General features: G+C 65.1%; 29 protein-coding genes. 15 read left to right on the top strand and 14 right to left on the bottom strand.

Annotated features, from left to right (window positions below):
• Positions 1-48 precede the first annotated feature (48 nt).
• The 3 genes from PAF18_RS08565 to PAF18_RS08555 all read right to left on the bottom strand — a co-directional run bounded on the left by PAF18_RS08565 (position 49) and on the right by PAF18_RS08555 (position 3,115).
• Complete coding sequence (locus tag PAF18_RS08565; RefSeq protein WP_271115340.1) at positions 49-1,011, bottom strand: hypothetical protein; 963 nt, start codon at positions 1,009-1,011, stop codon at positions 49-51.
• 135 nt (positions 1,012-1,146) lie between these two features.
• Positions 1,147-2,052, bottom strand: a complete 906-nt coding sequence (rpoH, locus tag PAF18_RS08560; protein WP_271115339.1) for an RNA polymerase sigma factor RpoH — start codon at positions 2,050-2,052, stop codon at positions 1,147-1,149.
• A gap of 19 nt (positions 2,053-2,071) precedes the next feature.
• Positions 2,072-3,115 carry an RluA family pseudouridine synthase gene (locus PAF18_RS08555; RefSeq protein WP_434802208.1) on the bottom strand — a complete coding sequence of 348 codons (1,044 nt, stop codon included), beginning with the start codon at positions 3,113-3,115 and terminating at the stop codon, positions 2,072-2,074.
• Between PAF18_RS08555 and PAF18_RS08550 the strand changes: the two genes are divergently transcribed.
• Positions 3,114-3,449, top strand: coding sequence for a DUF6476 family protein (locus PAF18_RS08550; protein WP_271115337.1), 336 nt, complete (start codon positions 3,114-3,116; stop codon positions 3,447-3,449). The two genes, PAF18_RS08555 and PAF18_RS08550, sit on opposite strands and share 2 nt — an antisense overlap.
• On the opposite strand, the gene PAF18_RS08545 is transcribed toward PAF18_RS08550, so the two are convergent.
• A complete protein-coding gene (locus PAF18_RS08545) occupies positions 3,446-3,715 on the bottom strand; it encodes an accessory factor UbiK family protein (protein WP_271115336.1) in 270 nt (89 codons plus the stop codon). The two genes, PAF18_RS08550 and PAF18_RS08545, sit on opposite strands and share 4 nt — an antisense overlap.
• A 109-nt stretch (positions 3,716-3,824) precedes the next feature.
• Here PAF18_RS08545 and lgt point away from each other — a divergent pair, with 109 nt between their 5' ends.
• The 3 genes from lgt to pgeF are packed head-to-tail and all read left to right on the top strand — an operon-like array spanning position 3,825 to position 6,510.
• Positions 3,825-4,688: a prolipoprotein diacylglyceryl transferase gene (gene lgt, locus PAF18_RS08540; protein WP_271115335.1), complete on the top strand. Its 864-nt coding sequence runs from the start codon at positions 3,825-3,827 to the stop codon at positions 4,686-4,688.
• Entirely contained in the window at positions 4,685-5,749 is a 1,065-nt protein-coding gene (locus PAF18_RS08535) for a class I SAM-dependent methyltransferase (protein WP_271115334.1), read from the top strand. Before lgt ends, PAF18_RS08535 begins: the two co-directional genes overlap by 4 nt.
• The gene (gene pgeF / locus PAF18_RS08530) at positions 5,746-6,510 is read left to right on the top strand and encodes a peptidoglycan editing factor PgeF (protein WP_271115333.1); all 765 of its coding nucleotides are present in this window, start codon (positions 5,746-5,748) and stop codon (positions 6,508-6,510) included. Before PAF18_RS08535 ends, pgeF begins: the two co-directional genes overlap by 4 nt.
• 171 nt (positions 6,511-6,681) lie before the next feature.
• Here pgeF and PAF18_RS08525 read toward each other — a convergent pair whose 3' ends face one another.
• The gene (locus tag PAF18_RS08525) at positions 6,682-7,167 is read right to left on the bottom strand and encodes an Lrp/AsnC family transcriptional regulator (protein WP_271115332.1); all 486 of its coding nucleotides are present in this window, start codon (positions 7,165-7,167) and stop codon (positions 6,682-6,684) included.
• Positions 7,168-7,318: 151 nt separating this feature from the next.
• Between PAF18_RS08525 and trxB the strand changes: the two genes are divergently transcribed.
• Together trxB and PAF18_RS08515 are read left to right on the top strand one after the other, a co-directional pair.
• Positions 7,319-8,308 (top strand): thioredoxin-disulfide reductase, encoded by a 990-nt coding sequence (gene trxB / locus PAF18_RS08520; RefSeq protein WP_271115331.1) that lies wholly within the window; start codon positions 7,319-7,321, stop codon positions 8,306-8,308.
• A 4-nt stretch (positions 8,309-8,312) separates the two neighbouring features.
• Positions 8,313-8,816, top strand: coding sequence for a hypothetical protein (locus PAF18_RS08515; protein ID WP_271115330.1), 504 nt, complete (start codon positions 8,313-8,315; stop codon positions 8,814-8,816).
• Positions 8,817-8,834: 18 nt separating this feature from the next.
• Here the strand turns inward: PAF18_RS08515 and PAF18_RS08510 are convergent, their stop codons facing one another.
• The gene (locus PAF18_RS08510; RefSeq protein WP_271115329.1) at positions 8,835-9,134 is read right to left on the bottom strand and encodes a hypothetical protein; all 300 of its coding nucleotides are present in this window, start codon (positions 9,132-9,134) and stop codon (positions 8,835-8,837) included.
• Positions 9,131-10,240, bottom strand: a complete 1,110-nt coding sequence (locus PAF18_RS08505) for a zinc metalloprotease (protein WP_271115328.1) — start codon at positions 10,238-10,240, stop codon at positions 9,131-9,133. Before PAF18_RS08505 ends, PAF18_RS08510 begins: the two co-directional genes overlap by 4 nt.
• Positions 10,241-10,586: 346 nt before the next feature.
• On the opposite strand from PAF18_RS08505, the gene PAF18_RS08500 reads away from it, so the two are divergent.
• The 3 genes from PAF18_RS08500 to PAF18_RS08490 all read left to right on the top strand — a co-directional run bounded on the left by PAF18_RS08500 (position 10,587) and on the right by PAF18_RS08490 (position 13,957).
• On the top strand, positions 10,587-12,296 hold the full coding sequence (locus PAF18_RS08500) for a bifunctional sulfate adenylyltransferase/adenylylsulfate kinase (protein WP_271115327.1): 1,710 nt from the start codon (positions 10,587-10,589) through the stop codon (positions 12,294-12,296).
• Positions 12,297-12,365: 69 nt separating this feature from the next.
• Positions 12,366-13,145, top strand: coding sequence for a hypothetical protein (locus PAF18_RS08495; protein ID WP_271115326.1), 780 nt, complete (start codon positions 12,366-12,368; stop codon positions 13,143-13,145).
• Positions 13,142-13,957, top strand: coding sequence for a glycosyltransferase (locus tag PAF18_RS08490; RefSeq protein ID WP_271115325.1), 816 nt, complete (start codon positions 13,142-13,144; stop codon positions 13,955-13,957). The genes PAF18_RS08495 and PAF18_RS08490 overlap by 4 nt, the downstream gene beginning before the upstream one ends.
• Before the next feature lie 60 nt (positions 13,958-14,017).
• Here PAF18_RS08490 and PAF18_RS08485 read toward each other — a convergent pair whose 3' ends face one another.
• Positions 14,018-14,245, bottom strand: coding sequence for a DUF1150 family protein (locus PAF18_RS08485; protein ID WP_271115324.1), 228 nt, complete (start codon positions 14,243-14,245; stop codon positions 14,018-14,020).
• 13 nt (positions 14,246-14,258) lie between these two features.
• Positions 14,259-14,669 (bottom strand): Hsp20 family protein, encoded by a 411-nt coding sequence (locus PAF18_RS08480; protein WP_271115323.1) that lies wholly within the window; start codon positions 14,667-14,669, stop codon positions 14,259-14,261.
• Between the two features lie 178 nt (positions 14,670-14,847).
• Here PAF18_RS08480 and PAF18_RS08475 point away from each other — a divergent pair, with 178 nt between their 5' ends.
• From PAF18_RS08475 to PAF18_RS08460, 4 genes are all read left to right on the top strand, one after another.
• The gene (locus tag PAF18_RS08475; protein ID WP_271115322.1) at positions 14,848-15,066 is read left to right on the top strand and encodes a YdcH family protein; all 219 of its coding nucleotides are present in this window, start codon (positions 14,848-14,850) and stop codon (positions 15,064-15,066) included.
• A 91-nt stretch (positions 15,067-15,157) separates the two neighbouring features.
• Positions 15,158-15,661, top strand: a complete 504-nt coding sequence (gene purE, locus PAF18_RS08470; RefSeq protein ID WP_271115321.1) for a 5-(carboxyamino)imidazole ribonucleotide mutase — start codon at positions 15,158-15,160, stop codon at positions 15,659-15,661.
• Positions 15,654-16,703, top strand: a complete 1,050-nt coding sequence (locus PAF18_RS08465; RefSeq protein WP_271115320.1) for a 5-(carboxyamino)imidazole ribonucleotide synthase — start codon at positions 15,654-15,656, stop codon at positions 16,701-16,703. Before purE ends, PAF18_RS08465 begins: the two co-directional genes overlap by 8 nt.
• A gap of 2 nt (positions 16,704-16,705) precedes the next feature.
• Positions 16,706-17,155 (top strand): NUDIX domain-containing protein, encoded by a 450-nt coding sequence (locus PAF18_RS08460; RefSeq protein ID WP_271115319.1) that lies wholly within the window; start codon positions 16,706-16,708, stop codon positions 17,153-17,155.
• A gap of 72 nt (positions 17,156-17,227) precedes the next feature.
• Here the strand turns inward: PAF18_RS08460 and PAF18_RS08455 are convergent, their stop codons facing one another.
• From PAF18_RS08455 to PAF18_RS08435, 5 genes are all read right to left on the bottom strand, one after another.
• A complete protein-coding gene (locus PAF18_RS08455) occupies positions 17,228-18,403 on the bottom strand; it encodes a dipeptidase (RefSeq protein ID WP_271115318.1) in 1,176 nt (391 codons plus the stop codon).
• Positions 18,367-18,891, bottom strand: a complete 525-nt coding sequence (locus PAF18_RS08450) for a GNAT family N-acetyltransferase (protein ID WP_271115317.1) — start codon at positions 18,889-18,891, stop codon at positions 18,367-18,369. The genes PAF18_RS08455 and PAF18_RS08450 overlap by 37 nt, the downstream gene beginning before the upstream one ends.
• Before the next feature lie 68 nt (positions 18,892-18,959).
• Complete coding sequence (locus PAF18_RS08445) at positions 18,960-20,786, bottom strand: M3 family oligoendopeptidase (protein WP_271115316.1); 1,827 nt, start codon at positions 20,784-20,786, stop codon at positions 18,960-18,962.
• A gap of 50 nt (positions 20,787-20,836) precedes the next feature.
• The gene (locus PAF18_RS08440; RefSeq protein ID WP_271115315.1) at positions 20,837-21,841 is read right to left on the bottom strand and encodes an alpha/beta fold hydrolase; all 1,005 of its coding nucleotides are present in this window, start codon (positions 21,839-21,841) and stop codon (positions 20,837-20,839) included.
• A gap of 50 nt (positions 21,842-21,891) precedes the next feature.
• Positions 21,892-22,185 (bottom strand): SCP2 sterol-binding domain-containing protein, encoded by a 294-nt coding sequence (locus tag PAF18_RS08435; protein ID WP_271115314.1) that lies wholly within the window; start codon positions 22,183-22,185, stop codon positions 21,892-21,894.
• Positions 22,186-22,242: 57 nt separating this feature from the next.
• On the opposite strand from PAF18_RS08435, the gene PAF18_RS08430 reads away from it, so the two are divergent.
• On the top strand, positions 22,243-22,797 hold the full coding sequence (locus PAF18_RS08430) for a tetratricopeptide repeat protein (protein ID WP_271115313.1): 555 nt from the start codon (positions 22,243-22,245) through the stop codon (positions 22,795-22,797).
• Positions 22,798-22,819: 22 nt separating this feature from the next.
• A complete protein-coding gene (locus PAF18_RS08425) occupies positions 22,820-25,717 on the top strand; it encodes a helicase-related protein (protein WP_271115312.1) in 2,898 nt (965 codons plus the stop codon).
• Positions 25,718-25,770 lie beyond the last annotated feature (53 nt).

Below are 25,770 nucleotides of genomic sequence, written 5' to 3'. Positions count from 1 at the left end.
GGCTTTGCTGAGCCGACGGGAGAGGCTCGGGCCGGCGATGCGGTGCGATCAACCCGGCGGCAGACAGATCTGTTGCAGTGAGACCCAGTCCCGCTCGCTCATGATCGGGGGGTAGGGCGCGCTGCGAAACGGATCAGACTCCGTCAGCGCCACCGGAGGCAGGGCGCGGTTCGGCAGGGATGTGGCGAAGGGCGTGGTCGGCACCCGCTTGTCGCGAAACCCGGACAGCAGCGCCTGATCGGCGGCGCGGGGCGGAGACGCGTCCAGAAGTGCCGCGCCATAGCCATCAAGCGCCTCGCGTGGCAGGCTGCCGCTGGTCAGCAGGCGCAATAACTCGGGGAAGCTGACGTAATCGATCACGTCGGCCAGCGGATCGGCCGCATCGGCGCGGATCCGCGCGGCCAGCACATGGCCCGCCAGCGGCTCGGGCCCGCTCTGTCCGGCGATCAGCCCTTCTGCGGCCACCGCAATCCTGCCGGGCAGCATCACCGCACCTTCCAGCCCTTGCGGCAAGATCTCGATGCGGCTGTCATCGGGCAGGCCAAGCCGCTGGGTCAGCCGCATAATCCCCTGCCGTCCCACCGGGTTCCGACAGGGCGCGCCGCCCGAGACAGCCGCCATCTCGGCCAGGATCGTCTCGCCGATCTCGGCCCGCTCGGCGGGCGGGGTAATGCGCACCGCATGGGCCCGCAGCGCAGGGGGCAGCCAGATCACCGCTGCCAGCAACATCGCCGCCAGAGCCGCGAGCGTCAGACCGCCGCGCACCCGGCCCGGGCGGCTGCGGCGCTGTTCGATGGCCAACTGCACCTTGCCGATGGCCTCGACCATCCACTCATCGTTGATTTCCAGTATGTCCAGCCGATCTTCGTCATCGGCACCGGCCGGCGAATAGCGCGCCGGGGTTTCTCCGGGGTTCAGCCGTTCGACGGCGGGCAGGGACCAATGCGCCAGCGGCGCGTCGGATTTCGGGTCGGTCAGCACCAGCGTCGCCTCGCCGATAGAGACGACCACGTCCCGACGCTGCGCGTCAGGCGCAGGGCGCCATCTGCCCGGCGCCTCAAGCCGTTGGAATTGCTTCAGCGCAGTCGAACGCATCTCAGCCTGCCGGTGTGCCCGGCATCAGCGTGACCCCGAAGGCGGACGAGATCAATCGTCATTCTCCACGGTCATGCCCTTTTCGCTGGCCAGATTCCGCATCCGCTCCTGAAGCTTTTCGAAGGCGCGGACCTCGATCTGGCGGATACGCTCGCGGCTGACATCATATCGGCCCGAGAGCTCTTCGAGGGTCAGCGGATCGTCGCGCAGGCGGCGCTCCATCAGGATGTCCTTCTCGCGGTCGTTCAGAACATCCATCGCCTTGACCAGCATCTCGCGGCGCAGGTTCAACTCATCCGCCTCGGCATAGGCTTCGGCCTGATTGGCGTCCTCGTCTTCCAGCCAGTCCTGCCACTGCGCCGTCGAATCGCCATCCGCCGAGCCGACCGTCGCGTTCAGCGACGCATCCGACCCCGCCATGCGGCGGTTCATGTCGATGACCTCTTGCTCGGTCACGTTCAGGTCATTGGCGATCTGGGCGACGTTTTCGGGGCGCAGATCGCCCTCCTCCATCGCGCCGATGCGGTTCTTGGCCTTGCGCAGGTTGAAGAACAGCTTTTTCTGGCCCGATGTCGTGCCCATCTTCACCAGCGACCACGACCGCAGGATATATTCCTGGATCGAGGCGCGGATCCACCACATCGCATAGGTCGCCAGCCGGAAACCGCGCTCGGGATCGAACCGCTTCACCGCCTGCATCAGCCCGACATTCGCCTCGGAGATCACCTCGGCCTGCGGCAGGCCATAGCCGCGATAGCCCATGGCGATCTTGGCCGCGAGGCGCAGGTGAGAGGTGACAAGCTTATGCGCTGCCTCGCTGTCCTCGTGATCGGTCCAGGCCTTGGCGAGCATGTATTCCTCTTCCGGTTCCAGAAGCGGGAACTTCCGGATTTCCTGAAGATAGCGGTTCATCCCCTGTTCGGGGCTCGGGGCGGGAAGATTCGTGTAATTTGCCATGTCCTGTCCTCTCGCCAGATCAACGCGGTTGTGAAATGCCGGTTCCGCGCAGGCTGGTCAGCAGAGCCTGCATATCGGCAGGCAGGTGTGAAGTGAATTCCAGATGGGCGCCGGTGAGCGGGTGGTCGAAGCCCAGCCGGGCCGCGTGAAGCGCCTGGCGCGGGAATTGCGCCGCCTTCTCTGCCGCCGCGCCGAGCGCCCGGGCCGAGGCCTTCCGCGCCCCGCCATAGACCGGATCGCCGATCAGCCCGAGCCCGGCATGGGCCATATGCACCCGGATCTGATGGGTGCGGCCGGTTTCCAGCCGGCATTCGACCAGCATCGCGGCGGGTGGAGTGCCGAAACGTTCCAGCATCTTCGCCCGCGTCACCGCGTGGCGGCCCCGTGCGCCGTCGAAGAACACCGCTTGTTTCTGCCGATCACTCGGGTGGCGGTCGAGGCGCGAGGTGATCTTCAGCACGCCCCCCGGCTCGAACCCGATCCCGCGCGTGCCGCGCAGCCGCGCATCGGCGGCGTCGATCACCCCGTGTGCGAGCGCGAGATAGGCACGGTCGGCGCTGTGGGCCTCGAACTGCGCAGCCAGCCCGTGATGGGCGCGATCCGATTTCGCAGCGACCAGCAGACCCGAGGTGTCCTTGTCGATCCGGTGCACGATGCCGGGCCGCGCCTCGCCGCCGATCCCGGAAAGGCTGCCAGCGCAGTGATGCAGCAACGCGTTGACCAGCGTGCCATCCGGGCTGCCGGGCGCGGGGTGGACGACCATCCCGGCGGGCTTGTCGATCACGATCAGATCGTCATCTTCATAGGCGATGTTCAGCGGGATGGCCTGCGGCAGCGTCTCGACCGGGGCGGGCTCGGGCAGGGCGATGACATAGCACTCGCCCGGCGCGACTTTCAGTTTCGGCGTCGAGACCAACCCACCGGGCCCGCTGACCGCGCCATCGGCGATCAGCTTCGACAGGCGAGAGCGTGACAGCGCCGCCTCCTCTGGCACAAGCTCGGCAAGCGCCTTATCAATGCGGTCGGCAACGCCGTCGGGAATGGTCAGGATCAGCTCAGGCATGACACGCGACATAAAGGATGCGCCCGCGCGGCGCGAGGACCAATCGCCGGAGCAGGATGCGGTGCCGCATCTGATGTTCCTCAAGGCGATGGTGGGCGGGCTGGCCGTTGCGATGGTGCTGGGGCTCGGCGTCATCGCCGCGATCCTGTGGATCCGGCTCAGCGCGCCGCCGCTGCCCGCACTGCCCGAGGCGGTGACGCTGCCAGAAGACGCCACCGCAGAGGCTGTGACCTTCGCCGATGACCGGTTGATCGTCGTCACCGATCAGGGCGAGGTGCTGGTCTATGACCCGGACGGAGCCCTGCGGCAGCGGGTGACGCTGGAGACGCCTTAACCGTTCTCGGGCGCGGCGCCGCCGCTGCGGCCCTTCTCCAGCTCGGCGATACGCGCCTTCAGCTCGGCATTCTCGGTCCGGGCCTTGATCGCCATGTCGCGCACCGCGTCGAACTCCTCGCGCGTGACCAGATTACGTTCGGCCAAAAACCGATCGACCCAGGATTTGACGGCATTCTCGGCCTCGTCCTTGGCACCCTGCGCGACACCCATGGCGTTCGTCATCATCTTCGACATGTCGTCGAAAAACTTGTTCTGCGTGGACATCATGTCCTCCTCAAAATTCTTTGAGCCTATATGGGACGGCCGCGGGCCGGGTTCAATATTGACACGCGGGGCCGGGTGGCTAGCGTGCGCGCGACAGTGAAGGACCACCATGATCCCGTTTCCCGACATCTCGCCCGAAATCTTCACCATCTCGCTGGGCAGCTTCCAGTTTTCGCTGCGCTGGTATGCGCTCGCCTATCTTGCCGGGCTGGTGCTGGGCGCCTGGGGCGTCTGGCGGCTGATGAAATCCGACCGGCTCTGGGGCGGCGCCGCGCCGATGGAGCCGGGTCGCGTCGAAGAACTGCTCACCTGGATCGTGGGCGGCGTGGTGATCGGCGGCCGGCTTGGCTTCGTGCTGTTCTATCAGCCGGGCTATTACCTCGCGAACCCGGTCGAGATCATCAAGGTCTGGCAGGGCGGCATGGCCTTTCATGGCGGCTTCGCGGGTGTGGTGATCGCCGCTTGGTGGTGGGCGCGGCGCAATGCGGTGCCTGCGCTGCGTCTGGCCGATGCGCTTGCCGTGGTCGCGCCTGCGGGGCTGTTCTTCGGGCGGATCGCGAATTTCATCAATGCCGAGCTTTGGGGCCGCCCGACCGATCTGCCCTGGGGGGTGATCTTCCCCGGCGAGGCGGCGCAGATCTGCCCCGGCATCGAGGGCCCCTGCGCCCGCCACCCCAGCCAGCTTTACGAGGCCGGGCTGGAGGGGCTGCTGCTGGGGCTGATCCTGCTGATCCTGGTCTGGCGCGGCGGGCTGCGCCGTCCGGGGCTGGCGCTTGGCGTGTTCCTCGCGGGCTATGCGGCGGCGCGGATCTTCGTCGAGTTCTTCCGCGTCGCTGACGCGCAATTCATCACCCCCGACAACCCGCTGGGCCGGGTGGCGTTGGGGATCAGCATGGGTCAGCTTCTGTCGCTGCCGATGCTGGCGCTCGGGCTGCTCTTCATCTTTCGCGCCATGTCGCGCCCGCCGGCGTGACGCCGCTGCATGATCTGATCGCGGATGAGATCCGCCGGTCGGGCCCGATCTCGGTCGCGCGCTATATGGAGCTGTGCCTGCTGCATCCCGAACATGGCTATTACGCGACACGGGATCCGTTCGGGGCGGCTGGCGATTTCATCACCGCGCCGGAAATCAGCCAGATCTTCGGCGAGCTGCTGGGGCTTTGGCTGGGTCAGTGCTGGCTGGATCAGGGCGCGCCGTCGCCTTTTACCCTGGCCGAGATCGGTCCGGGGCGCGGCACGCTGATGGCCGATGCGCGGCGCGCGATGCGGGTCGTGCCCGGCATGGGCGAAGCCGCGCTTCTGCATCTTATCGAAGCATCGCCGCATCTGCGCGCCATGCAGCGAAAGACGCTCGGCGATGTGACGCATCTGACGGATGTGTCGGCGCTGCCCGAGGCCCCGCTGTTTCTTGTCGCGAACGAGTTCTTCGACGCGCTGCCGATCCGGCAATTCCAGCGCGGCGCGAAAGGCTGGGCCGAGCGGTTGATCGGGTTGGAGGACGGCCGGCTTTCCTTCGGTCTCGGCCCGTTCATGGATCTGGACCTTCCCGGCGGGGAGGGCGAGGTCATCGAGCGCTGCCCGGCAGCATCCGCGATCATGGCCGAGCTGGCCCGCCGCATCGCCGCGCATGGCGGGGCGGCGCTGATCGTCGATTACGGCGGCTGGAACGGGCGCGGCGATACATTTCAGGCGCTTTCGGGGCATCGTCCCGTCGATCCGCTGGAGGCGCCGGGCGAGGCCGATCTGACCGCCCATGTCGATTTCGCTCCGCTTGCTGCAGTGGCCGACGCAGAGGGTTGTGCGGTCGGTTATATCACGCAGGGCCAGCTATTGCTGGGTCTGGGGATCGAGATGCGGGCAGAGAAATTGGCGGCATCGGGCGATGAGACGGCGATCGGTGCGGCACGACGCTTGACCCACGGCGATGAAATGGGTGAGTTGTTCAAGGCACTTGCAATCTGGCCACGAAACGCTCCGCCGCCGGCCGGATTCCAGCCCGCTCCGCGCGGAGCCGTTGCAGATACGGAACGATGAAATTGACCCTGGAAATACTGACGCATCCTCTGCTGGACGGGGTCCGGCATGGTTTCTTTACGCGCAAAGGCGGGGCGAGTTCGGGACTATATGCGGGGCTGAATTGCGCGCGGGGCTCGACGGATCAGCGAGATGCGGTGGCGACGAACCGGGCGCGGGTGGCCGAGGCGATGGGGGTTCCGGCGGCGCGGCTGGCCGGGGTCCATCAGGTGCATTCTGCGGATGTGGTGACCGTAACGGCGTCAGATGATCTGGAAAATATCAGGGAAACACATGCGGATGCGCTGGTGACCTCAATACCAGGGCTGGCATTGTCGGTGCTGACGGCAGACTGTCAGCCGGTGCTGTTTGCCGATCGCGAGGCCGGGGTGATCGGCGCGGCTCATGCCGGGTGGAAAGGCGCGCTGAACGGCGTGCTGGAGGCGACGACAGAGGCGATGCGCGCAATCGGGGCCAAGGATATCTGCGCCGTGATCGGGCCGACCATTTCGCAGCGCGCCTATGAGGTCGGCTGGGATTTCATGGAAAAATTCGTTGCGAAAGATCCTGACTATCAAAGATTTTTCTCCGGCGGACAAAATGACAAACCGATGTTCGATCTGCCTGGATACGGGCTGTTCCGGCTGCGCGGCGCCGGCGTCGAGGCGGAGTGGACCGGACATTGCACCTATTCGGACCCCGAGCGATTCTTCTCGTATCGGCGGAGCACTCATGAGAAGGAACCGGATTACGGGCGGCTGATCTCGGCCATCTCGCTTTAGGGTCCGGGCGGGCCGGAAAATGGCGGTGCCGGGCGTAGACAGGCTGTGCACCGGATACGCCGGGACCGTGTCGCTGCGATAACGCGCGTTGTCGCGCGGCGGCGCAGCTTAATCGCCTTCCCATGCCCGGATTTTCGTCCGCGAGGCTGACCGAGTGACGCGGGACGTCGCTCAGAGCGCCTCGACTTCCGAAAAAGGCACGCCGGGCTCGTCCTTGGCCACGCGGATGACCAGCGAGGTCTTGACCGATGCGACATTCGGGGCGGCGGTCAGCTGGTCGGTGAGAAAGCGCTGAAAGCTGGACAGATCGGCGGCGACGCATTTCAGGATAAAGTCGATCTCGCCATTCAGCATGTGGCATTCGCGGACCTGCGGCCAGGCGCGGGCACGTTCCTCAAACGCGGCGAGATCGCGCTCGGACTGGCTTTGCAGTCGGACCATGGCGAAGACCTTGACCTCGAAGCCAAGGGATCTGGCATCGACTGTGGCGTGATAGCCGCGAATATAGCCGGCTTCCTCGAGCACGCGGACACGGCGGAGGCAGGGCGGGGCCGAGATGCCGACACGGCGCGCAAGTTCCACATTGGTCATCCGCCCGTCGCCCTGTAACTCGGCCAGGATCTTGCGGTCGATCTCGTCGAGCTTTGTTCCCACCATGTACGGTCCCCGTCTGAATAATGCGTAAAGCTACAACCTGAGTGCTGTTTGAGCAATTATCTTTCGTGATAATCTGGCATGGCGCGGGGTGATTGAAGCGGCGGTGTTGCTGCACTAGCTGTAAGGCGAGCATAGACACAGGAGGCCCGGAATGGCCGAAGAACATCGCAAGCTTCTCATCATCGGTTCCGGCCCGGCAGGCTATACGGCGGGCGTCTATGGCGCGCGCGCCATGCTGGAGCCGCTGCTGATCCAGGGGATGCAGCCGGGCGGGCAGCTGACCATCACCACCGAAGTCGAGAACTGGCCGGGCGAGACCGAGATCCAGGGGCCGGATCTGATGGTGAAGATGGAAGAACATGCCAAGGCGATGGGCACCGAGATCAAGTTCGACACGGTGACGAAGCTGGATCTGGGCGTGCGCCCGTTCCGCGCCACCTGCGATTCGGGCGATGTTGTGACGGCGGATGCGGTGATCCTTGCCACCGGGGCGCAGGCGAAATGGCTGGGCCTGCCCAGCGAAGAGAAGTTCAAGGGCTTCGGCGTCTCGGCCTGCGCGACCTGCGACGGGTTTTTCTATCGCGGCAAGGAGGTGATCGTGGTCGGCGGCGGCAACACCGCCGTGGAAGAGGCGCTGTTCCTGACCAATTTCGCATCCAAGGTGACGCTGATCCATCGCCGCGACGAGCTGCGGGCCGAAAAGATCCTGCAACAGCGGCTGCTGAAGAATCCCAAGATCGAATGCGTCTGGGATCACGAGCTGGTCGAGGTTCTGGGCGAGGAGGATCCGCTGGGCGTGACCGGGGTGAGGATCCGCCATGTAAACACCGGCGAGGAGCGTGTGATCGACGCCTCCGGCGCCTTCATCGCCATCGGCCACGCCCCGGCTTCCGAGCTGGTCGCCGATCAGCTCGAGCTGCATAACGGCAAATATGTGAAGGTGAAGCCGGGCACGACGCTGACCTCGATCCCCGGTGTGTTCGCGGCGGGCGATCTGACCGACCATGTCTATCGCCAGGCCGTCACCAGCGCCGGGATGGGCTGCATGGCGGCGCTGGATGCGGAACGCTATCTGGCCGAGCGGGAGGATGCGGGCGAGCCCGCCCCCGACGCCGCCCAGATCGCCGAGCCGGCGGAATAGGGTCGTGGCGCGCCGGGTCGAGGTCGATGACAAGATGCAGCAGGGCTACAGCTATGAGCTGACGGCCCGCTCGGGTCAGGATTACGCTAAGGATTTCGCCCCGGATCTGACCCCGAAAGAGATGCTTGAGATGGGCGTTTTCGGCGGCTGCTACATGACCGATTGCCGGGATGAGTTCCCCAAATCCTGGTTCGAATCGGCCAAGCTTTCGCCGGGCAAGCCTGACAAGACGCTGAATTATTATGGCATCCATGCCAGCCAGCCTTTGTCGGAATGGCGCAAGAAGGGCTGGATCCACGAGGATGATCCGCGCGGCTGGTTCCAGTGGTATTGCCGTTATTACATGGGCCGCCGCCACGAGGATGACGCCCGCCAGATCGGCCGCTGGCGGGCCATGCGCCGCCATGTCGGGCAGGTCCGCAAGGGCTGCGACGAGGGCGACCTGTCCTGCCGCCCGCGCCAGCGTCAGGCGCTGCTGCACTGGGCCTATGACAGCCGGAAGCTGTAAGCGGGGCGCGCGCCGCGCTCATGGACAGTCGAAGTCGCCGGCGTCCCAGTTTTCGCCGTCACCGGCGCGGTCCTTGTCCTGACGCCGCGAGAACCAGGCATTCGCGAACAGGCTGTCACCGACCGAAAGCGCGGCGCGGATCTCTTGCAGATCCTCGGGCGAGCGGAGAATGCGCGCGCCTTCGGGATCGGTCAGGGTTTCGGGGGGCACAACGTAAAGATGCCCCCCAGACGACTGGTGCGCGGCGCTGATTGCCTGCCGCAGCGCCGGAGAGTCCGGCGTCGGGTCTGTGACATAGATCAGCACGTCATCGCTCATGAGGTCAGCGCCTGCGGCCGGCCCGGCAACCCCTCATAGCCGAGATGCAGGCGGGTATGGTCGCACATCGCCCAGTCATTCGACTGCATGATGCATTTCACCCCGCCGCCCGGCGCGCAGGCGGCGCAGTTGGCGTTGGGTTCGGCGAAATAGCCCCAGGCGCCGCCGCAATCGCAATTGGACTGGGCATATTCGTCAGGAGCATTGAAGATATGGCCGGTCTCATGGGCGAAGACACGGTCGATCTGGTCGGGTCCCCAGCCGTCATTGTCGAAATGCATCACCAGACGCGGTCCTCCGAGCCCGGCATAGGCAAAGTGCCAGAGCCGGTATTTGGTGAAAAACGCGATATAGGCCCAGTCCGTTCCGTGCCGGTCGCGCAGGGCGCGCGCGAGGGCGTCGCATCCGGCGATGCCCGGACCATGACCGAGCTGAGCGAGGGCCGCATCGCGCCACGGCGCTTCGAAATCATCGAAATGGCGCGCCTCCGGCCCGGCTTCGGGGGCGTTGACGGTCAGCACAGAAATGTCGTGCACGAAGGTGACATCCTTGCGCGGTGCCTCATTGGCGAGGAAGGACAGACCGTTCTGCACCTCGGACACGACCAGCGTCTGATCCTCGGTGCTGAATTGCAGCCGGGGGTCGGTGCCGCTGACGATGACCAGCCCAAGCGCCACGCGACCCGTGAGCCGCGCCGAGAGCGGGGCCTGCGCATCGGGCGACGGGGCGCGAAACAGGCCGGGGTCCACCGGCTGTGTCCAGGCCGCGCCATCGGGATGGAGCGGGGCCGGCCCGCCATTGCCCGATCCCTCCCATGACAGGCCCTGATGCGGGCGGTTCGCCTTGGCTGCCTGCATGTTTTCGGAATTCCGGCGCTGGAAGGCACGCTGGCCGAGCGTCTCGGTCAGGGACAGATCGGCCTCGGGCGTGGCTGCCGGCGCGCTGCCGGCAGGGGCGCTTTCAAACGCATCGCCATCGGCGATCTCGATCCGGCCATATTCGTGGAACACCGGCAGCGAGCGGCGCTGCGTGTTCATTTCCAGCCCGCGGGACTGGGTTTCATCGGAAAAGAGCATAAATTCCTTGGTATTGAGATCGGCGGTCATAACGTTCCTTCCTCGCTCGGAATAGAAGGACCATCTTAGCACGAACAAAAATGGAACATAAGCCGGGCTCATGCCCGGGGCGGGCGGCTCGGCGGGTTCCCGCACGACGAGGCAATGCAGGGCGGCGGTTGCTCTCCTGCGCCGCACGGGGCGGGCGGAGGGGACCCGGCGTGGCCATTCCGCAACCTTTGGAAGAAAGTGGAGATATTTCTCCGCTGCATGGCGGCCAACCGCATCATATTGTTGAAACCCGGCCCGTTTTGGCGCTAATGCGGCCCGAGCCTGCGTGCGATCCCTGCGACCGCGCGCGTTTCGCCGTTTTTGCAAATCCGACCGAGCACCCGATATGACCGAAGCCAACCAGTCCCCGATCCCCGAACTTTATGTCTCGCCCGATGCGGCGCAGAAACTCAAGGACGATGCCGGCAATATGCCGAGCTGGGATCTCACCCCGCGCCAGATCTGCGATCTGGAATTGCTGATGAATGGCGGGTTCAACCCGCTGAAGGGTTTCCTGACCGAAGCCGATTACGACAGCGTGGTGAACGAGATGCGGCTGGGCGACGGCTCGCTTTGGCCGATGCCGGTGACGCTCGACGTGTCCGAGAAATTCGCCGACGGGCTGGAGCCGGGCACCGATATCGCGCTGCGCGACCAGGAGGGCGTGATCCTCGCCGTCATGTCGGTCACGGATAAATGGGTGCCCAACAAGGCGCATGAGGCCGAGAAGGTCTTCGGCGCCGACGATCTGGCGCATCCGGCGGTGAACTATCTGCACAACGTGGCCGGCCCGGTCTATCTGGGCGGTCCGGTGAAGGGGCTGCAAGTCCCGACGCATTACGATTTCCGCGGTCGCCGCAACACCCCGAACGAGCTGCGCGCGCAGTTCAAGAAGCTGGGCTGGCGCAAGATCGTGGCGTTCCAGACCCGCAACCCGCTGCACCGCGCCCATCAGGAGCTGACCTTCCGCGCCGCGCGTGAGGCGCAGGCCAACCTGCTGATCCATCCTGTGGTCGGCATGACCAAGCCGGGCGATGTGGACCACTTCACCCGCGTGCGCTGCTATGAGGCGGTGCTGGACAAATACCCGTCCTCGACCACGGCGCTGTCGCTGCTGAACCTGGCCATGCGCATGGCAGGTCCGCGCGAGGCGGTGTGGCACGGGCTGATCCGCAAGAATCACGGCGTCACCCATTTCATCGTCGGCCGCGACCATGCCGGTCCCGGCAAGAACTCCGCCGGCGAGGATTTCTATGGCCCCTATGACGCGCAGGAGCTGTTCCGCAAGCACGAAGACGAAATCGGCGTGAAGATGGTCGATTTCAAGCATATGGTCTATGTGCAGGAGCGTGCCCAATACGAGCCCGCCGACGAAATCGAAGAGGGTGTGACCGTTCTGAACATTTCGGGCACCGAGCTTCGCCGCCGTCTGCGCGAGGGGCTGGAGATCCCGGAATGGTTCAGCTTCCCCGAGGTGGTCGAGCAGCTTCGCCGCACCTCGCCGCCGCGCGCGCAGCAGGGCTTTACCGTGTTCTTCACCGGGCTGTCGGGAAGCGGCAAATCCACCGTCGCCAACGCGCTGATGGTCAAGCTGATGGAGATGGGCGGCCGTCCGGTCACGCTTCTGGACGGCGATGTGGTCCGCAAGCATCTGTCGTCCGAGCTGGGCTTCAGCAAGGAGCATCGTGACATCAACATCAAGCGGATCGGCTATGTTGCCTCGGAAATCACGAAGAATGGCGGCATCGCCATCTGCGCGCCGATCGCGCCCTATACCGCGACCCGCCGTTCGGTCCGCGAGATGATCGAGCAATATGGCGCTTTCGCCGAGGTTCATGTCGCCACCCCGCTGGAAGAATGCGAGCGCCGCGACCGGAAGGGGCTCTACAAGCTGGCGCGCGAGGGCAAGATCCAGGAATTCACGGGCATCTCGGACCCTTACGAGGAACCGCAGGCGCCCGAGCTGCGGGTGGACACGACCGATATCGACGTGGACAACGCCGCCCATCAGGTGCTGCTGAAGCTGGAACAGATGGGGCTGATCGGGCTGCAATAAGCCCTCGATCTTGAACCAGATCATGCGCCGGGCCATAGTCGCCCGGCGTTTTTCATTGCGCGGGGCTGCATGACCGAGACCGTCAACATCATCTGCATGAAATGGGGCTCGGTCTATGGCGCCGAGGATGTGAACCGGCTGTATCGGCAGGTGCGGCGGCATCTGTCGCGGGCGCATCGCTTCGTTTGTTTTACCGATGATGCGGAAGGGATCGATCCGGGGGTCGATTGCCAGCCTCTGCCCGAGCTGGGGCTGCCCGAGGGGCACGGAGACACGCGCTGGCGCAAGCTGGCGTTGTTCCGGCGCGATCTGGGCGGGATGACCGGGCAGGTGGCGCTGTTTCTGGATCTGGATCTGGTGGTGGTTGACGATCTGTCGCCCTTCTTCGATCTGGAGGGCGATTTCTTCATCATCCGCGACGACGACCTGTTTCGCGCCAAGCCGCTGCGCAAGGTGAACCCGGAACGAGACCGTTTCCTGCATTCGGTGGGAAATTCGTCGGTCTTCCGCTTTATCGTCGGCGGTCACGCCTATATTCTGGACGCCTATCTGGCCGATCCGAAGGCGGCGACCTCGAATTACGAAATCAGCCAACAGTTCCAGTCCGCGCAACTGGCAAAGCATGGGCATCTGAATTACTGGCCCAAGGGCTGGGTGGTCAGCTTCAAGAATGATTGCGTCCCGCGGAATTTCCGCAGCTATTTCGCCGATCCGTCGCTGCCCGAAGGCGCGAAGATCGTGGCCTTTGCCGGCAATCCGAAAATGGAGGATGTTTTCGCCGGGCGGGGCGGCAAATGGTATCGGCGCATCGGCAATATCGACTGGCTGCGAAAGGCCTGGCAGGGATGATCGCGGATGTATTCCGGCGCTGGAAACACGCGCGCCGTATCGTGCGCGCGAAGGCCGAAATTGCCGGGCGTGACCCGCGTCCGGGCGCGCCGCACTGGCTGGATGCGCCGCTGATCGTCAGCCTGACCAGCTACGGCGCGCGGCTTGCGGCGGCTGAGCTGGTGCTGGCCTCGCTGCTGCGCCAGACGGTACGGGCGGATCGGGTGATCCTGTGGCTGGACGAGGAGGATCTGGACCGGCTGCCGGGCGGGATCCGCGACTCGGGTGCCGAGATCCGGGTCTGCCCGAACTGGAAATCCTACAAGAAGCTGGTGCCGACGCTTCTGGAGTCGCCCGAAGCCTATATCGTCACCGCCGATGACGATCTCTATTACGGCCCCGACTGGCTGGAGGGGCTGGTGGCAGCCGCGAAAGCCGGGGCGAAAGTGGCCTGCCATCGCGGGCATCGCGTGACGCTGGAGCAGGGGCTGCCGCAGAAATACGATAACTGGCAGCGTAATATTCCCCGGCCCGATGCCGGGAAGCTGATCTTTCCAACCGGGGTGGGCGGGGTGCTGTATGGACCTGGCGTGTTCCATCCCGACGCGACCGATGCCGGGAAATTCATGCGGCTTGCGCCCTCGGCGGATGATGTCTGGTTCTACTGGATGCACCGGCTGCGCGGATCGGAGCCGGAAAAGATCGGCGGGAATTTCCGCGTGATCGAATGGCCGGATTCACAGACGCAAAATCTGCGCGCGACGAATCTCGGGACCGGGGGAAATGATCGCGCGATTCAGGCGATGATCGACGCTTATGGCTGGCCGGGCTGAATATGGCCCGGATGTGATAGCGCCGCCCGTGGCATCCGGGGCGGCGCTTGCGGTCCGGTGTCAGTGGACGCTGACCGGGCTGAGATCGTTCTGGCGGGCCAGGAAGAACGCCATCTGGCGATCCTTCACCAGTGCAAGACGTTCGCCGTCGAGCCCGTGCACCGCATAGAGGCTGTCCACGCCCTTCACCTGTTCGCGCAGCTCCTGAGGAAGGCTCTCGGTTGCGACCTGGCGGATATAGACGGTGTTGCCGTCGATCTCGGGCAGTTCTTCGAATTTCGTGTTCATGTCGATCCCCTTTCTATTTGCGGCTGATCGGAATGGTCTGGACGATGTTCTGCTGGGGCTTGCGTTGCAGGGCGACGGTGAGCAGCCCGTTTTCAAGCCGTGCCGCGCCGACCTCGACCCCATCGGCAAGCACGAAGCTGCGCTGGAATGCGCGCGCAGCGATGCCCCGATGCAGGAAGACGCGGTCTTCGTCGGTTTCCGGCTGGCGGCCCTTGATGGTGAGTTGGCGGTTTTCCAGCGAGACGGTCAGATCGTCTTCTGCGAAACCGGCCACGGCGAGGGTGATGGTGAAACCGTCCGGCGCCTGGTGCTCGATATTATAGGGAGGATAGCCCTCGGCCCCCTTGGCAGCGCGTTCGGCAAGCCGCTCGATCTGGTCGAAGCCCAGAAGATGCGGATGCGTGGCCAATGTCAGTTTGGTCATGTCGTTCAAGCCCTTGTCAGCGACTCGTCATTTGGGAGAGGCCCCGTTTCGGCGACCTGTGGGGTTAATATGTGTTGCGCGGCCCGTCGGAACAAGGGGCAGAGGCCGCAAGCACGAAAGAGTTAACTTTTCCCGGTCGCGGCGTATAATCCGGCGAGGCCAGCAGAAAGACGCCAGAATGAACTATCACGCCGAGATGAGCCACGAGGATATTGCCCGCGCAAAGCTGGAGGTGCTGCGCCGCGAGCATCGCGATCTTGATGACGCGATTGCGGCGCTCGCGGCACAGCCCGGAGCGCCGACGCTGACCTTGCAGCGGCTCAAGCGGCAGAAACTGGCCCTGAAGGACCGGATCGCGCGGCTGGAAGATGAACTGCTGCCCGATATTATCGCCTGATTTCGTCGGGATAGCTTGCCGCCCGCCGCGCCCGCGATTGCGTCCCGCGACGGGGTGAATATAGTGCGGGCTTCCTTCAAGCGGGGGCATTATGGATCTGAGTGATCAAGCGGGCGTGCCGGTCGGCATCATCATGGGCAGCCAGTCGGACTGGCCGACCCTGCGCGAGGCGGCGGCGATACTGGATGAGCTTGGCGTGGGCTACGAGGCGCGGATCGTCAGCGCCCATCGCACCCCGGACCGGCTGTGGAATTACGGAAAGCGCGCGGCGGATCGCGGGCTGAAGGTGATTATCGCGGGCGCGGGCGGGGCGGCGCATCTGCCGGGCATGATGGCGTCCAAGACCCGTGTGCCGGTGGTTGGCGTGCCGGTGCAGACCCGTGCGCTGTCGGGGGTCGATTCGCTGTATTCCATCGTGCAGATGCCGAAAGGGTTTCCGGTTGCGACCATGGCGATCGGCGCGGCGGGGGCGGCGAATGCTGGGCTGATGGCGGCGGGTATCCTTGCCCTGTCGGATGCCGCGCTTGCCGAACGGCTGGATGGCTGGCGCGAACGGCTTTCGGCCTCGATCCCGGAGGAGCCGCGTGATGAGTGAGGCACTGCCGCAAGGCGCGGTGATCGGCATTCTGGGCGGCGGGCAGCTGGGTCGGATGCTGTCGGTGGCGGCGGCGCGGCTGGGCTATCGCAGCCATGTCTATGAACCCGGCGCGGCACCCGCGGGCGATGTGGCTCATGCGGTGACGCAGGCGGGATACGACGATGCCGAGGCGCTGCGCCGCTTTGCCGAATCGGTCGATGTCATTACCTATGAATTCGAGAACGTCCCGGCAGAGTCGCTCGACCTGCTGGAATCGATCCGGCCGATCCGTCCGAACCGGCGCGCGCTGGCTGTCTCGCAGGACCGGCTGACCGAAAAGGAGTTTCTGCATGGGCTGGGGCTGCGCACGGCACCTTTCGCCAATGTCGAGACCGAAGCCGATCTGCCTGCCGCGCTGGAGGCGATTGGCGCGCCCTCGATCCTGAAGACGCGGCGGCTGGGCTATGACGGCAAGGGGCAGATCCGGTTCAGCGATGCCACACAGCGCGACTGGACCGGGGCGGCGTCTGTGCTGGAGGGCTTCGTCGATTTCTCGGGCGAGATCAGCGTGATCGTGGCGCGCGGCGCGGATGGGGCGGTCGCCGCCTATGATCCGGGGCTGAATGTGCATGAGGGCGGCATCCTGCGAACGACCACCGTCCCGAGCGGGGCGGCCCGCGCGGTGGAGACCGATGCCGTGCTGCTGGCGGCCAAGATCGTGAATGCCCTAGATTATGTCGGGGTGATGGGGGTGGAGCTGTTCGTCACCGCCGGTGGGCTGGTGGTGAACGAGATCGCGCCGCGGGTCCATAATTCGGGCCACTGGACGCAGGCGGGCTGCACGGTCGATCAGTTCGAACAGCATATCCGCGCGGTGGCCGGGCTGCCTCTGGGCGACGGCAAGCGCTACGCCGATGTGGTGATGGAGAACCTGATCGGCGCGGATATGGACAGGGTACCCGAATTGCTGGCCGCGCCGGATGCGCAATTGCATCTATATGGCAAGGCAGAGGTCAGGGCCGGGCGCAAGATGGGTCATGTGAACCGGGTGCGTCGGTGAAGATGGCGCGGCCCCGTCTGGCGGTGCGGGCCGCGATCCTGAACGCCGACCGTTTGCTGGTGGTGAACGCCTATCCGCCGCATTACGGATCGGATCTGTGGTGCCTGCCCGGCGGCGGGGCCGAGGCGGGACAGTCCCTGCATGAAAACCTGATCCGCGAGGTCATGGAGGAAACCGGGCTGCGTGTCTCGGTCGGGGCGCTGATCCTGGTGAATGAATTCAAGGATTCCAAGGCCGGATTCCATCAGGTCGATCTGATCCACCGCGCCTCGCTGGTCGATTCCGATGGCGAGCGGATCGTGCTGGAAGATCCCGAAGGCGTCGTGAACCGCGCCCGATGGGTGACGCGGGCCGAGTTGGCAAAGCTGCATCACCGCCCGCGCATGCTGGGCCGCGCCGTGTGGTCCGATTACGCTGCGTGGTACGATCCGATGGAAGAGATCATCTGGTAAAGGGGGCGTTGCCCCCATCGCCTTGCGGCGATTCCCCCAAGGTATTTCAGCACCGAAGAGCGCCGGTGCGTTTCAGCCGTCCGGAAGCGTCTCCGCGAGATAGCGCATCATGTTGCCGCCCATGACCTTGGCGATCTGATCCTCGGTCAGGCCTGCATCCAGAAGGGCCTGGGTCAGCGCCGAAAGCCCCGCCGTGTCAAAGGGCGCATCGACCGAGCCGTCATAATCCGAGCCGAGCGTGACCTGATCCTCCCCGGTAAGGGCGATGGCGGCCTGGATCGAGGCGGCGATGTCGGCGGGGGTGTCGCCGCAATTCACGTCGCTCCAGTAGCCGATGCCGATGACGCCGCCCTTGGCTGCGATCTCTGACATGAGCTTGTCGGGGATGTTGCGTGGGGTTTCGCAATTGCCGCTGATCCCGGTATGCGAGACGATCGGGCGGGTGCCTTCGATGGCCAGCACATCGCGGGCCATTTGCGGGCTGGCATGGGCGAGGTCGATCACCATGTCGCGGTCCAGCAAACCGGCAACGACCTGACGGCCGAACTCTGTCAGCCCCTCGCCGCTTTGACCATGCAGCGAGCCGCCGAGTTCGTTGTCGAAGAAATGGGTCAGACCGACCACCCGAAACCCGGCCGCGTAGAGGCGGTCCAGATTGGCGATATCGCCCTCCAGCGGATGGGCGCCTTCGGTGCCGAGAATGCCGCCAATGGTCTTTTCGCCATTCGCGCGCGCGTCGAGATGGGCGGCGAGATCGGCATGGGTCAGGATCAGCCGCAGCGCCGCGGGGTCGCGCTCGGCCATGCGCGTCAGCCGGGCGGCCTGATCCAGCGCTCGTTCCAGCAGGCTGTTCCAGGTGCGGATCGGGCGAAGCTGGCCCATCACCAGCCGGGTGATGTTGTCGGGCGCGTCGGCGCTGTTTTCGCCGTAATTCAGACCCGAAGGGCTTTTCGTCACCGTGGTGAAGACCTGCACCGCGACATTCCCACGTTGCAGGCGGGGGATGTCGGTATGGCCACGCTCGACCTCGCGCAGCAGGTCACGATCCCAGAGCAGCGCGTCGGAATGCCAGTCACCGATGATCAGCCGGTCATGGAGGCTCTGCGCCGCTTCGCTGACCGGCCAGCCGGCCTCGGGCGTGTCGACCGGGTTCAGGTTCCGCTCGACCCAGGCCGGGGCGAGGGCGAAGAAGGCAATGGCAGCGATGGCGATCAGGCCGAGTGCGGCGAGGAGGATCTTGCGGAGCATGCCGGTTCTCGTGCTGGGGAGAGATCTGTCATGAGGATATGCTGAGGCCCGCGCGATCCGCCAGCATAGATCCCGCCCTCGTCGCGGAAACCGGCCTTGCAATAGACGCGATAGGCGGCAGGGTTCGACAGATTGACGGTCAGCACCAGCCGCCGCTTATCGGGGTAGAGCCCGGCGGCATAGCCGGGAATGGCGGCCATCGCGCGAGACCCCAGTCCGCGGCCTTGCAGGGACCTGTCGATCAGAACGCCGCGCAACCCCAGATCGCCCGGCTCGGCGAAAGGGTGGCGGTCGGGGTAAAGCGGGTCCAGCTTGAACATGCCGGCAAGCCGCTGGCCTTCATGAATGGCATGAAAGCTCAGCCCGACGGTGTCGTCGCGGATCATCACCGCGCCGTCATTGGCATATTGTCCGGGATGCTGAAGCAGCACCGCCAATTCGCGGAGCCTGCGGCGCGGCACCGGGCTGAGCGTGACTTCTGTCTCCATAAGCGCATGATATAACGCCGCGCATCGCAGCGCGACAGCGTTAAGGTGGAAACGCGCTTTGGCGGGTCTCAGCCCTCCATCGCCTCCAGCTCGTCGATGAAGCCTTCGATCATCGACAGCCCCTTGTCCCAGAAGGCGGGGTCCGAGGCGTCGAGCCCGAACGGGGCCTGCAGTTCCGAATGGTGCTTCGAGCCGCCCGCCGAGAGCATGTCGAAATATTTTTCCTGAAATCCTTCGGGCGCGTCCTCATAAGCGGCGTAAAGCGCGTTCACCAGCCCGTCGCCGAAGGCATAGGCATAGACATAGAAAGGCGAGTGGACGAAATGCGGGACATAGGACCAGAAGGTCTCATAGCCCTGCATGTACTCGAAGGCAGGACCCAGGCTTTCGCGGGTGACCTCCATCCAGATCGCGTTGATGTCGTCCGGGGTCAGCTCGCCCTCGGCGCGGGCGGCGTGCAGGCGGCATTCGAAGTCGTAGAAGGCGATCTGGCGGACGACCGTGTTGATCATGTCCTCGACCTTGCCGGCCAGAAGTGCCTTCTTCTGCGCCGGGTCAGTGGTTTCCGCCAGCAGCTTGCGGAATGTCAGCATCTCGCCGAAGACGCTGGCGGTCTCGGCCAGGGTCAACGGGGTCGCGGCCAGCAATTCGCCCTGCTGCGCGGCGAGGCGCTGATGGACACCGTGGCCGAGCTCATGGGCCAGCGTCATCACGTCGCGCGGCTTTCCGAGATAGTTCAGCATCACATAGGGATGCGCGGTCGCGACGGTCGGATGGGCAAAGGCGCCGGGCGCCTTGCCGGGTTTCACCGCCGCGTCGATCCAGCCATCGGTGAAGAAAGGCTGCGCCAGCTCGGCCAGACGCGGCGAGAATCCGGAATAGGCGTCGAGCACTGTCTCGCGCGCCTGATCCCAGCTGACGGTTTCCGGCGTTGCGGTGGGCAGAGGCGCATTGCGATCCCAGATCTGGAGCTTGTCCAGCCCGAGCCAACGCGCCTTCAGCGCATAATAGCGATGCGAAAGGCGGGGATAGGCGGATGTCACCGCGTTGCGCAGCGCCTCGACCACCTCGGGTTCGACATGGTTGGACAGGTGGCGCGCATGTTGCGGCGTCGGCAGCTGGCGCCATTTATCCTCGACGGATTTTTCCTTGGCGAGCGTGTTATGAATGCGTGCGAAAAGCTTGATATTGCTGCCGAATACCTTGGAAAGCGCGCGGGCCGCCGCTTCGCGCCGGTCGCGGTCGTGATCGGTCAGCAGGTTCAGCGTCGCTTCCAGTCCAAGCGTTTCGCCATTCACGTCGAATTCAAGCCCGGCCATGGTTTCGTCGAACAGACGGTTCCATGCCGCCGCGCCCACGACCGAGTTGTCGTGCAGGAATTTCTCCAGCTCATCGGAAAGCTGGTATGGGCGCATCGCCCGCATCCGGTCGAAGACGGGCTTATAGCGCGCGGGACCGCCCGGCGCGGTGAATACGGACTGATATGTCTCTTCCGGGATGCGGTTGAATTCGAGGCTGAAGAAGACCAGCGGGGTGGTGTCGTCCGTGATCCGCGCCTGAATATCCGAAAGCAGCTTTGCGCGGGCCGGATCGCTGGTGTTCTGGTAATAGCGCAGCCCGACATAGGACATGATGCGCCCGGCAACGATGTCGATCTGTTCATAGCGGTCGATGCAGTCCAGCATCGCGGCGGCGTCCAGATCGGCCAGACGTCCCTCGTAATCTGCCGCGAAGCTCGCGACCATCTTGCGCAGCTTGTCGAGATCCTCGGTCAGTTCCGGCGCATCGGGGGCGGGGTAGAGATCGGTGAGATCCCAGTCCGGCAAGTCACCGAATTCGGTGGTGGTGGTCGAGGCCGGTTCGGCGTCGCGGCAGAGTTCGCGGTCAAAGCGCATCAAAAGCATCCTTTCTGTTGCTCCTGATGTGCCGCCTGGGGCGGGGCGGTTCAACCCCCGATGGCGGCTTGGGCCTGTTGCGGCGCGGTTTCGCCGCGATGCTCGGCGGTGGGGAGGGACGCCCCGATATGGTCCAGAAACGCTGCGAAAAAGCGGGCCTGCCGCTCTGGCGTCTCGAACATCACCTCGTGATTGCCGCCCTCGATTTCCAGCAAGCGGCTGCCGGGCCAGGAGGCGGCGCGCTGACGGATGGCCTCGGGCGAGACGACGAGTTCATGCGAGCCGACGGAAACCAGCATCGGAATGTCGGGTGAGGCGTCGTCCGCCATGCGCTGGCATTCGTCGAGCGCAGTGCGCACCCAGCCATAGCTCGCCCCGCCGAGCGTCAGCTCGGGCCATTCGGCGGCTTCGCGCACCAGACGGGCCCAGGCATCCGCATCGCCGGTCAGCAGATTGTTGCGGAACGGCTCGTCCAGCACATAGGTGCCATCGCCGCCAGTGCCGAAGGCGGCGCGGCCACCCTGACCGATCCGTCCGGCGATTGACGCGAATGCCGCGGCGAACGCACGCGGCATCGGGGAATGGTTGATCCCCCACATCGGCGCAGAAAAGGTCGCGCTCTGGACCGGAAGGCCGTTCATCAGCGCCGCAAGCCCGATCCCGCCACCCATCGAATGCGCCAGCAGATGCCAGGGCTGGGGCAGGGACAGTTCGGTCGCGGTCTCGATCATGGCGATCACGTCGAGCTGGTAATGCGCGAATTCGAGCGCGTGACCGGGGCGAGGATTATCCTGCAACCGATCGGCGCAGCCCTGACCACGCCAGTCGATGGCCAGCACGTCGAGCCCCGCCGCATTCAGAAACAGCGCGACGGGGGCGTATTTCTCGACATATTCGGTCCGGCCCGGGAACAGCAGCACGGTGCCCTCTGCCGCCTCGGCCCGCCAGAGCGCGACGCGCAGCCGAACATCGTCATCCGTGCGCAGCCAATAGGCTTCGGCGGGAGGTTCCTGCGTGTCGGCGAACTGGTGAAACGGGGCAGGCGAGAGGGTCATGATGCTGGCTCGAAGGTCATCTGGGCTTTGCAGGGGCAGATTGCCGCCGATCAGGCGAGTGCCGAGCCAAGCTTCATCGCCAGGCCCATATTTCCGTCGACCTTCAGCTTGCCGGTCATGAAGGCGGTGGTCGGATTGACATCGCCGTTCAGCATTCCCTCGAAGGTTTCGCGGCTGGCGGTGAGCGTCACCTCGGATTCAGCGGCGTCATCGGCGGCGCGGGCGCCGTCGGAATCGATCATGATCGCGCCCTCATCCTCGATCACGAATTTCGCGGTGCCGTCATCGAAGCTGCCAAGCTTGGCATTCAGCGCGTCGACCGCGGCGTTGACTACATTGCTCATGATGTCCTCCGTAAAGTTGACTGGCAGAGCGCCAGCAAGTCGGGTTAGAACGCCTATATGAGAAGGCGCGTCCCGTATTTCCATCGTGCCGTCACGGCATTTGCCACCGCATTCGTCGCGGCGCAAGCAATTGCTGAACCTGTCGACCCCGCTTTGTTCGAAACCCTGGCCGCGGAGCGGGGCGATGCGTGGATGGAGGCCGAGACCCGCATCCTAGATGGCTGGGCCGATACCGGCTCGGAGGCGCTGAACATGATCCAGACGCGCGGCGAGACGGCGCTTGATGAGGGCGATGTGCCTGCCGCCATCGGCCATCTGACTGCGCTTGTCGATCACGCGCCGGATCACGCCATGGGCTATCAGCTGCGCGGGCTGGCCTATTGGCTGAACGGCGATGCGGGGCCTGCCGCCGCCGATCTGGCCCGCGCGCTCGAGATCGAGCCGAAGCAATATCTGGCGCTGAACCAGCTTGCCGCCATGCTGGAAGAGCTTGGCCGCACGGATGCCGCGATCGAGGCGCTGCGCCGCTCTCTCGAGATCCATCCGCACCAGCAGGATGCCATAGATGCCGCCGCCCGGCTTGACGCCGAGGATAATGGCACCAACATCTGACGGCTGAGACGGAAGGGCATTCATGTCACGCATCACGGCCGTGCTTGGCCCGACCAATACCGGCAAGACGCATTACGCGATCGAACGGATGCTTGCGCACCGGACCGGCGTGATCGGTCTGCCGCTGCGCCTGCTGGCGCGAGAGGTCTATGACCGGATCGTCGCGGCGCGCGGCCCCTCTGTCGTGGCTCTGGTGACCGGGGAAGAGCGGATCGTTCCGACCCGTGCGCAATACTGGGTCGCCACCACAGAAGCCATGCCCGAGATCGCCGCCGATTTCGTCGCGGTGGACGAGATCCAGCTTGCCGCAGATCCGCAGCGCGGCCATGTGTTCACCGACCGGCTGCTGCATGCGCGGGGCCATCACGAGACTCTGCTTCTGGGGTCTGACACGATGCGCCCGGCCATCGCGGCACTTCTGGACAGGGTGCAGTTCATGCGGCGCGACCGGTTCTCGACTCTGAGCTGGGCCGGGACGCGGAAGATCAGTCGGATGCCCGCGCGTTCGGCGATTGTCGGTTTCTCGGTCGATGACGTCTATGCCATTGCCGAGCTGCTGCGCCGCCAGAAGGGCGGTGCTGCGGTGGTGATGGGGGCGCTGTCGCCGCGGACGCGCAATGCGCAGGTGGCGATGTATCAATCGGGCGAGGTCGATCATCTCGTGGCGACGGATGCCATCGGCATGGGGCTCAATCTCGATATTCGCCATGTCGGCTTCGCCTCGACGGTCAAATTCGACGGGCGCCGGATGCGGCCGCTTTTCCCGCATGAGCTGGGCCAGATCGCGGGCCGCGCGGGGCGGCATACGGAACCCGGCACATTCGGCGTCACCGGCGAGGCCGGGCCTCTGGATGAGGGGCTGATCGACGCCATCGAGAATCATCGCTTTGCCCCGATCAGCCGGCTGATGTGGCGCAATCCGAGGCTGGAATTCGGCAGCATGGACCGGCTGGTTGCCAGTCTCGAGGCGTCGCCGGATCACGAATTGCTGGTTCGCGGACGCGAGGCGGATGACCTCTCGGCGCTGAAATCCCTGCGCGACCTGCCCGAGATCCGCGACCGCGTGACCACCGGGCCGGATGTGCGCCTGCTCTGGAATGTCTGCCGCATCCCCGATTTCCGCTCGATCTCGCCTGCGGAACACACCAGCCTGTTGCTGCGCATCTTCACCTTCCTGCAGGACGGGCCGATCCCCGATGACTGGCTGGCCCGTGCCATCGACCGAATCGACCGAACCCAGGGCGATATCGACGCGTTGTCGAAGCGCCTCGCTTTTATCCGGACCTGGACCTATGTGGCGCAGCGCAGCGGATGGGTCGCGGATGAATCGTATTGGCGCGAGGCGACGCGCACTGTAGAAGACCGCCTGTCGGACGCGCTGCACGCCGCGCTGACGCAACGATTTGTGGACCGGCGCACATCCGTGCTGATGCGCCGGCTCAAGCAGAAGGAGACCCTCGTGGCCGAGGTGAACGACAAGGGTGAAGTCAGCGTCGAGGGCGAATTCGCCGGTCGGCTGGAAGGATTCCGCTTCCGCGCGGACGAAACCCAGAATTCCGACGAGGCGCGGATGCTGAACCGCGCCGCCTATGAGGCGCTGCGGCCCGAATTCCATCTGCGCGCCGACCGTCTCTATAACGCGCCCGACACCGAGCTGGACTTTACCGAACAAGGCGGTCTGATGTGGGGCGACACCGCTGTCGGCAAGCTGGTCAAAGGCGCCGAGCCGATGAAGCCGGGTGTCGAGGCTTTCGTCGACGAGGAAGCTGGGCAGGATATCGCCGACAAGGTGCGCCGACGCCTTCAGCATTTCATCGACCGCAAGATCGCGTCGCTGTTCGAACCTCTTCAGGCGATGAGCCGGGACGAGACCCTGACCGGGCTGGCCCGTGGCTTTGCCTTCCGTCTGGTCGAGAATCTCGGTCTGATCCGCCGCGAAGAGGTCGCCGCCGAGGTCAAGGAACTCGATCAGGAGGCGCGGGGCAGCCTGCGCAAGCATGGCGTGCGCTTCGGTCAGTTCACCATCTTCATGCCTGCTTTGCTGAAGCCCGCCCCGACGCGGTTGCGGCTTGTGCTGTCGGGGCTTTGGGAAGGCTTGTCCGAATTCCCCGAAAGCCCGCCTCCGGGGTTGGTGACGATCCCGAACCTGCCCGAAGTTCCCGCGTCAGCCTATACGCTCTCGGGCTATCGTCCGGCGGGCGACCGGGCGATCCGCATCGACATGCTGGAACGGCTCGCCGATATGCTGCGCACCCAGGATACGCGCGGCGGGTTCGAGGCGAACGCCGACATGCTGTCGATCACCGGCATGACGCTGGACCAGTTCGCCGGGCTGATGGAAGGCCTGGGTTACGCCGCCGAAAAGGGCGAGAGGGTGAAGGTCAAGCCTGACACCGCGCCGCAGGCTGCGCCGGAACCGGCCACGGTGGCCGAGGCTGAGGGCGAGCATCCGATGACCGAAGAGGAATCGGTTCTCGCCGCGGAAACCCGGGCGAAATGGGAATCCGAACAGGCCGAGAAGAAAAAGGCGGAGGCCGCTGCCGCCGAGGCTGCCAGCTCTGACATGGCCACGGGCGAAACCGCTGCCGATGACAGCGCCACCGCCACCGGGGAAACCCCCGCCGAGACGGAGATGGAGGTTTTCTATACCTTCCGCTGGGTGCCCAAGCAGCGCGGCCCGCGCGGTCAGGGCGGTGCGCGTCGCCAGAATGCACGCGCCGATGGCGATCACCGTCAGGGCAAGCCGCGCGGCGACCGTCCCAAAGGTGGCGGCAAACCCAAAGGCGGCAAACCGGGACGCGGCAAGAATGACCGCGGCGACAAGCCGAAGAATTTCAGCGCCCGTCCGCCCCGCTCGGAAAAGCCTGTGGATCCGGACAATCCCTTCGCGGTGCTCGCCGCGCTGAAAGAGAAGAAGTAAGACAGAACTTCCCGGCGACAGCCTGATCCGCACGGGTGCAGATGCCGAACGCC

The sequence above is a fragment of the Paracoccus sediminicola genome (genome assembly GCF_027912835.1).
GTDB classification, from domain to species: Bacteria; Pseudomonadota; Alphaproteobacteria; order Rhodobacterales; family Rhodobacteraceae; genus Paracoccus; species Paracoccus sediminicola.
This window is presented reverse-complemented; position numbering and strand designations above follow the sequence as displayed.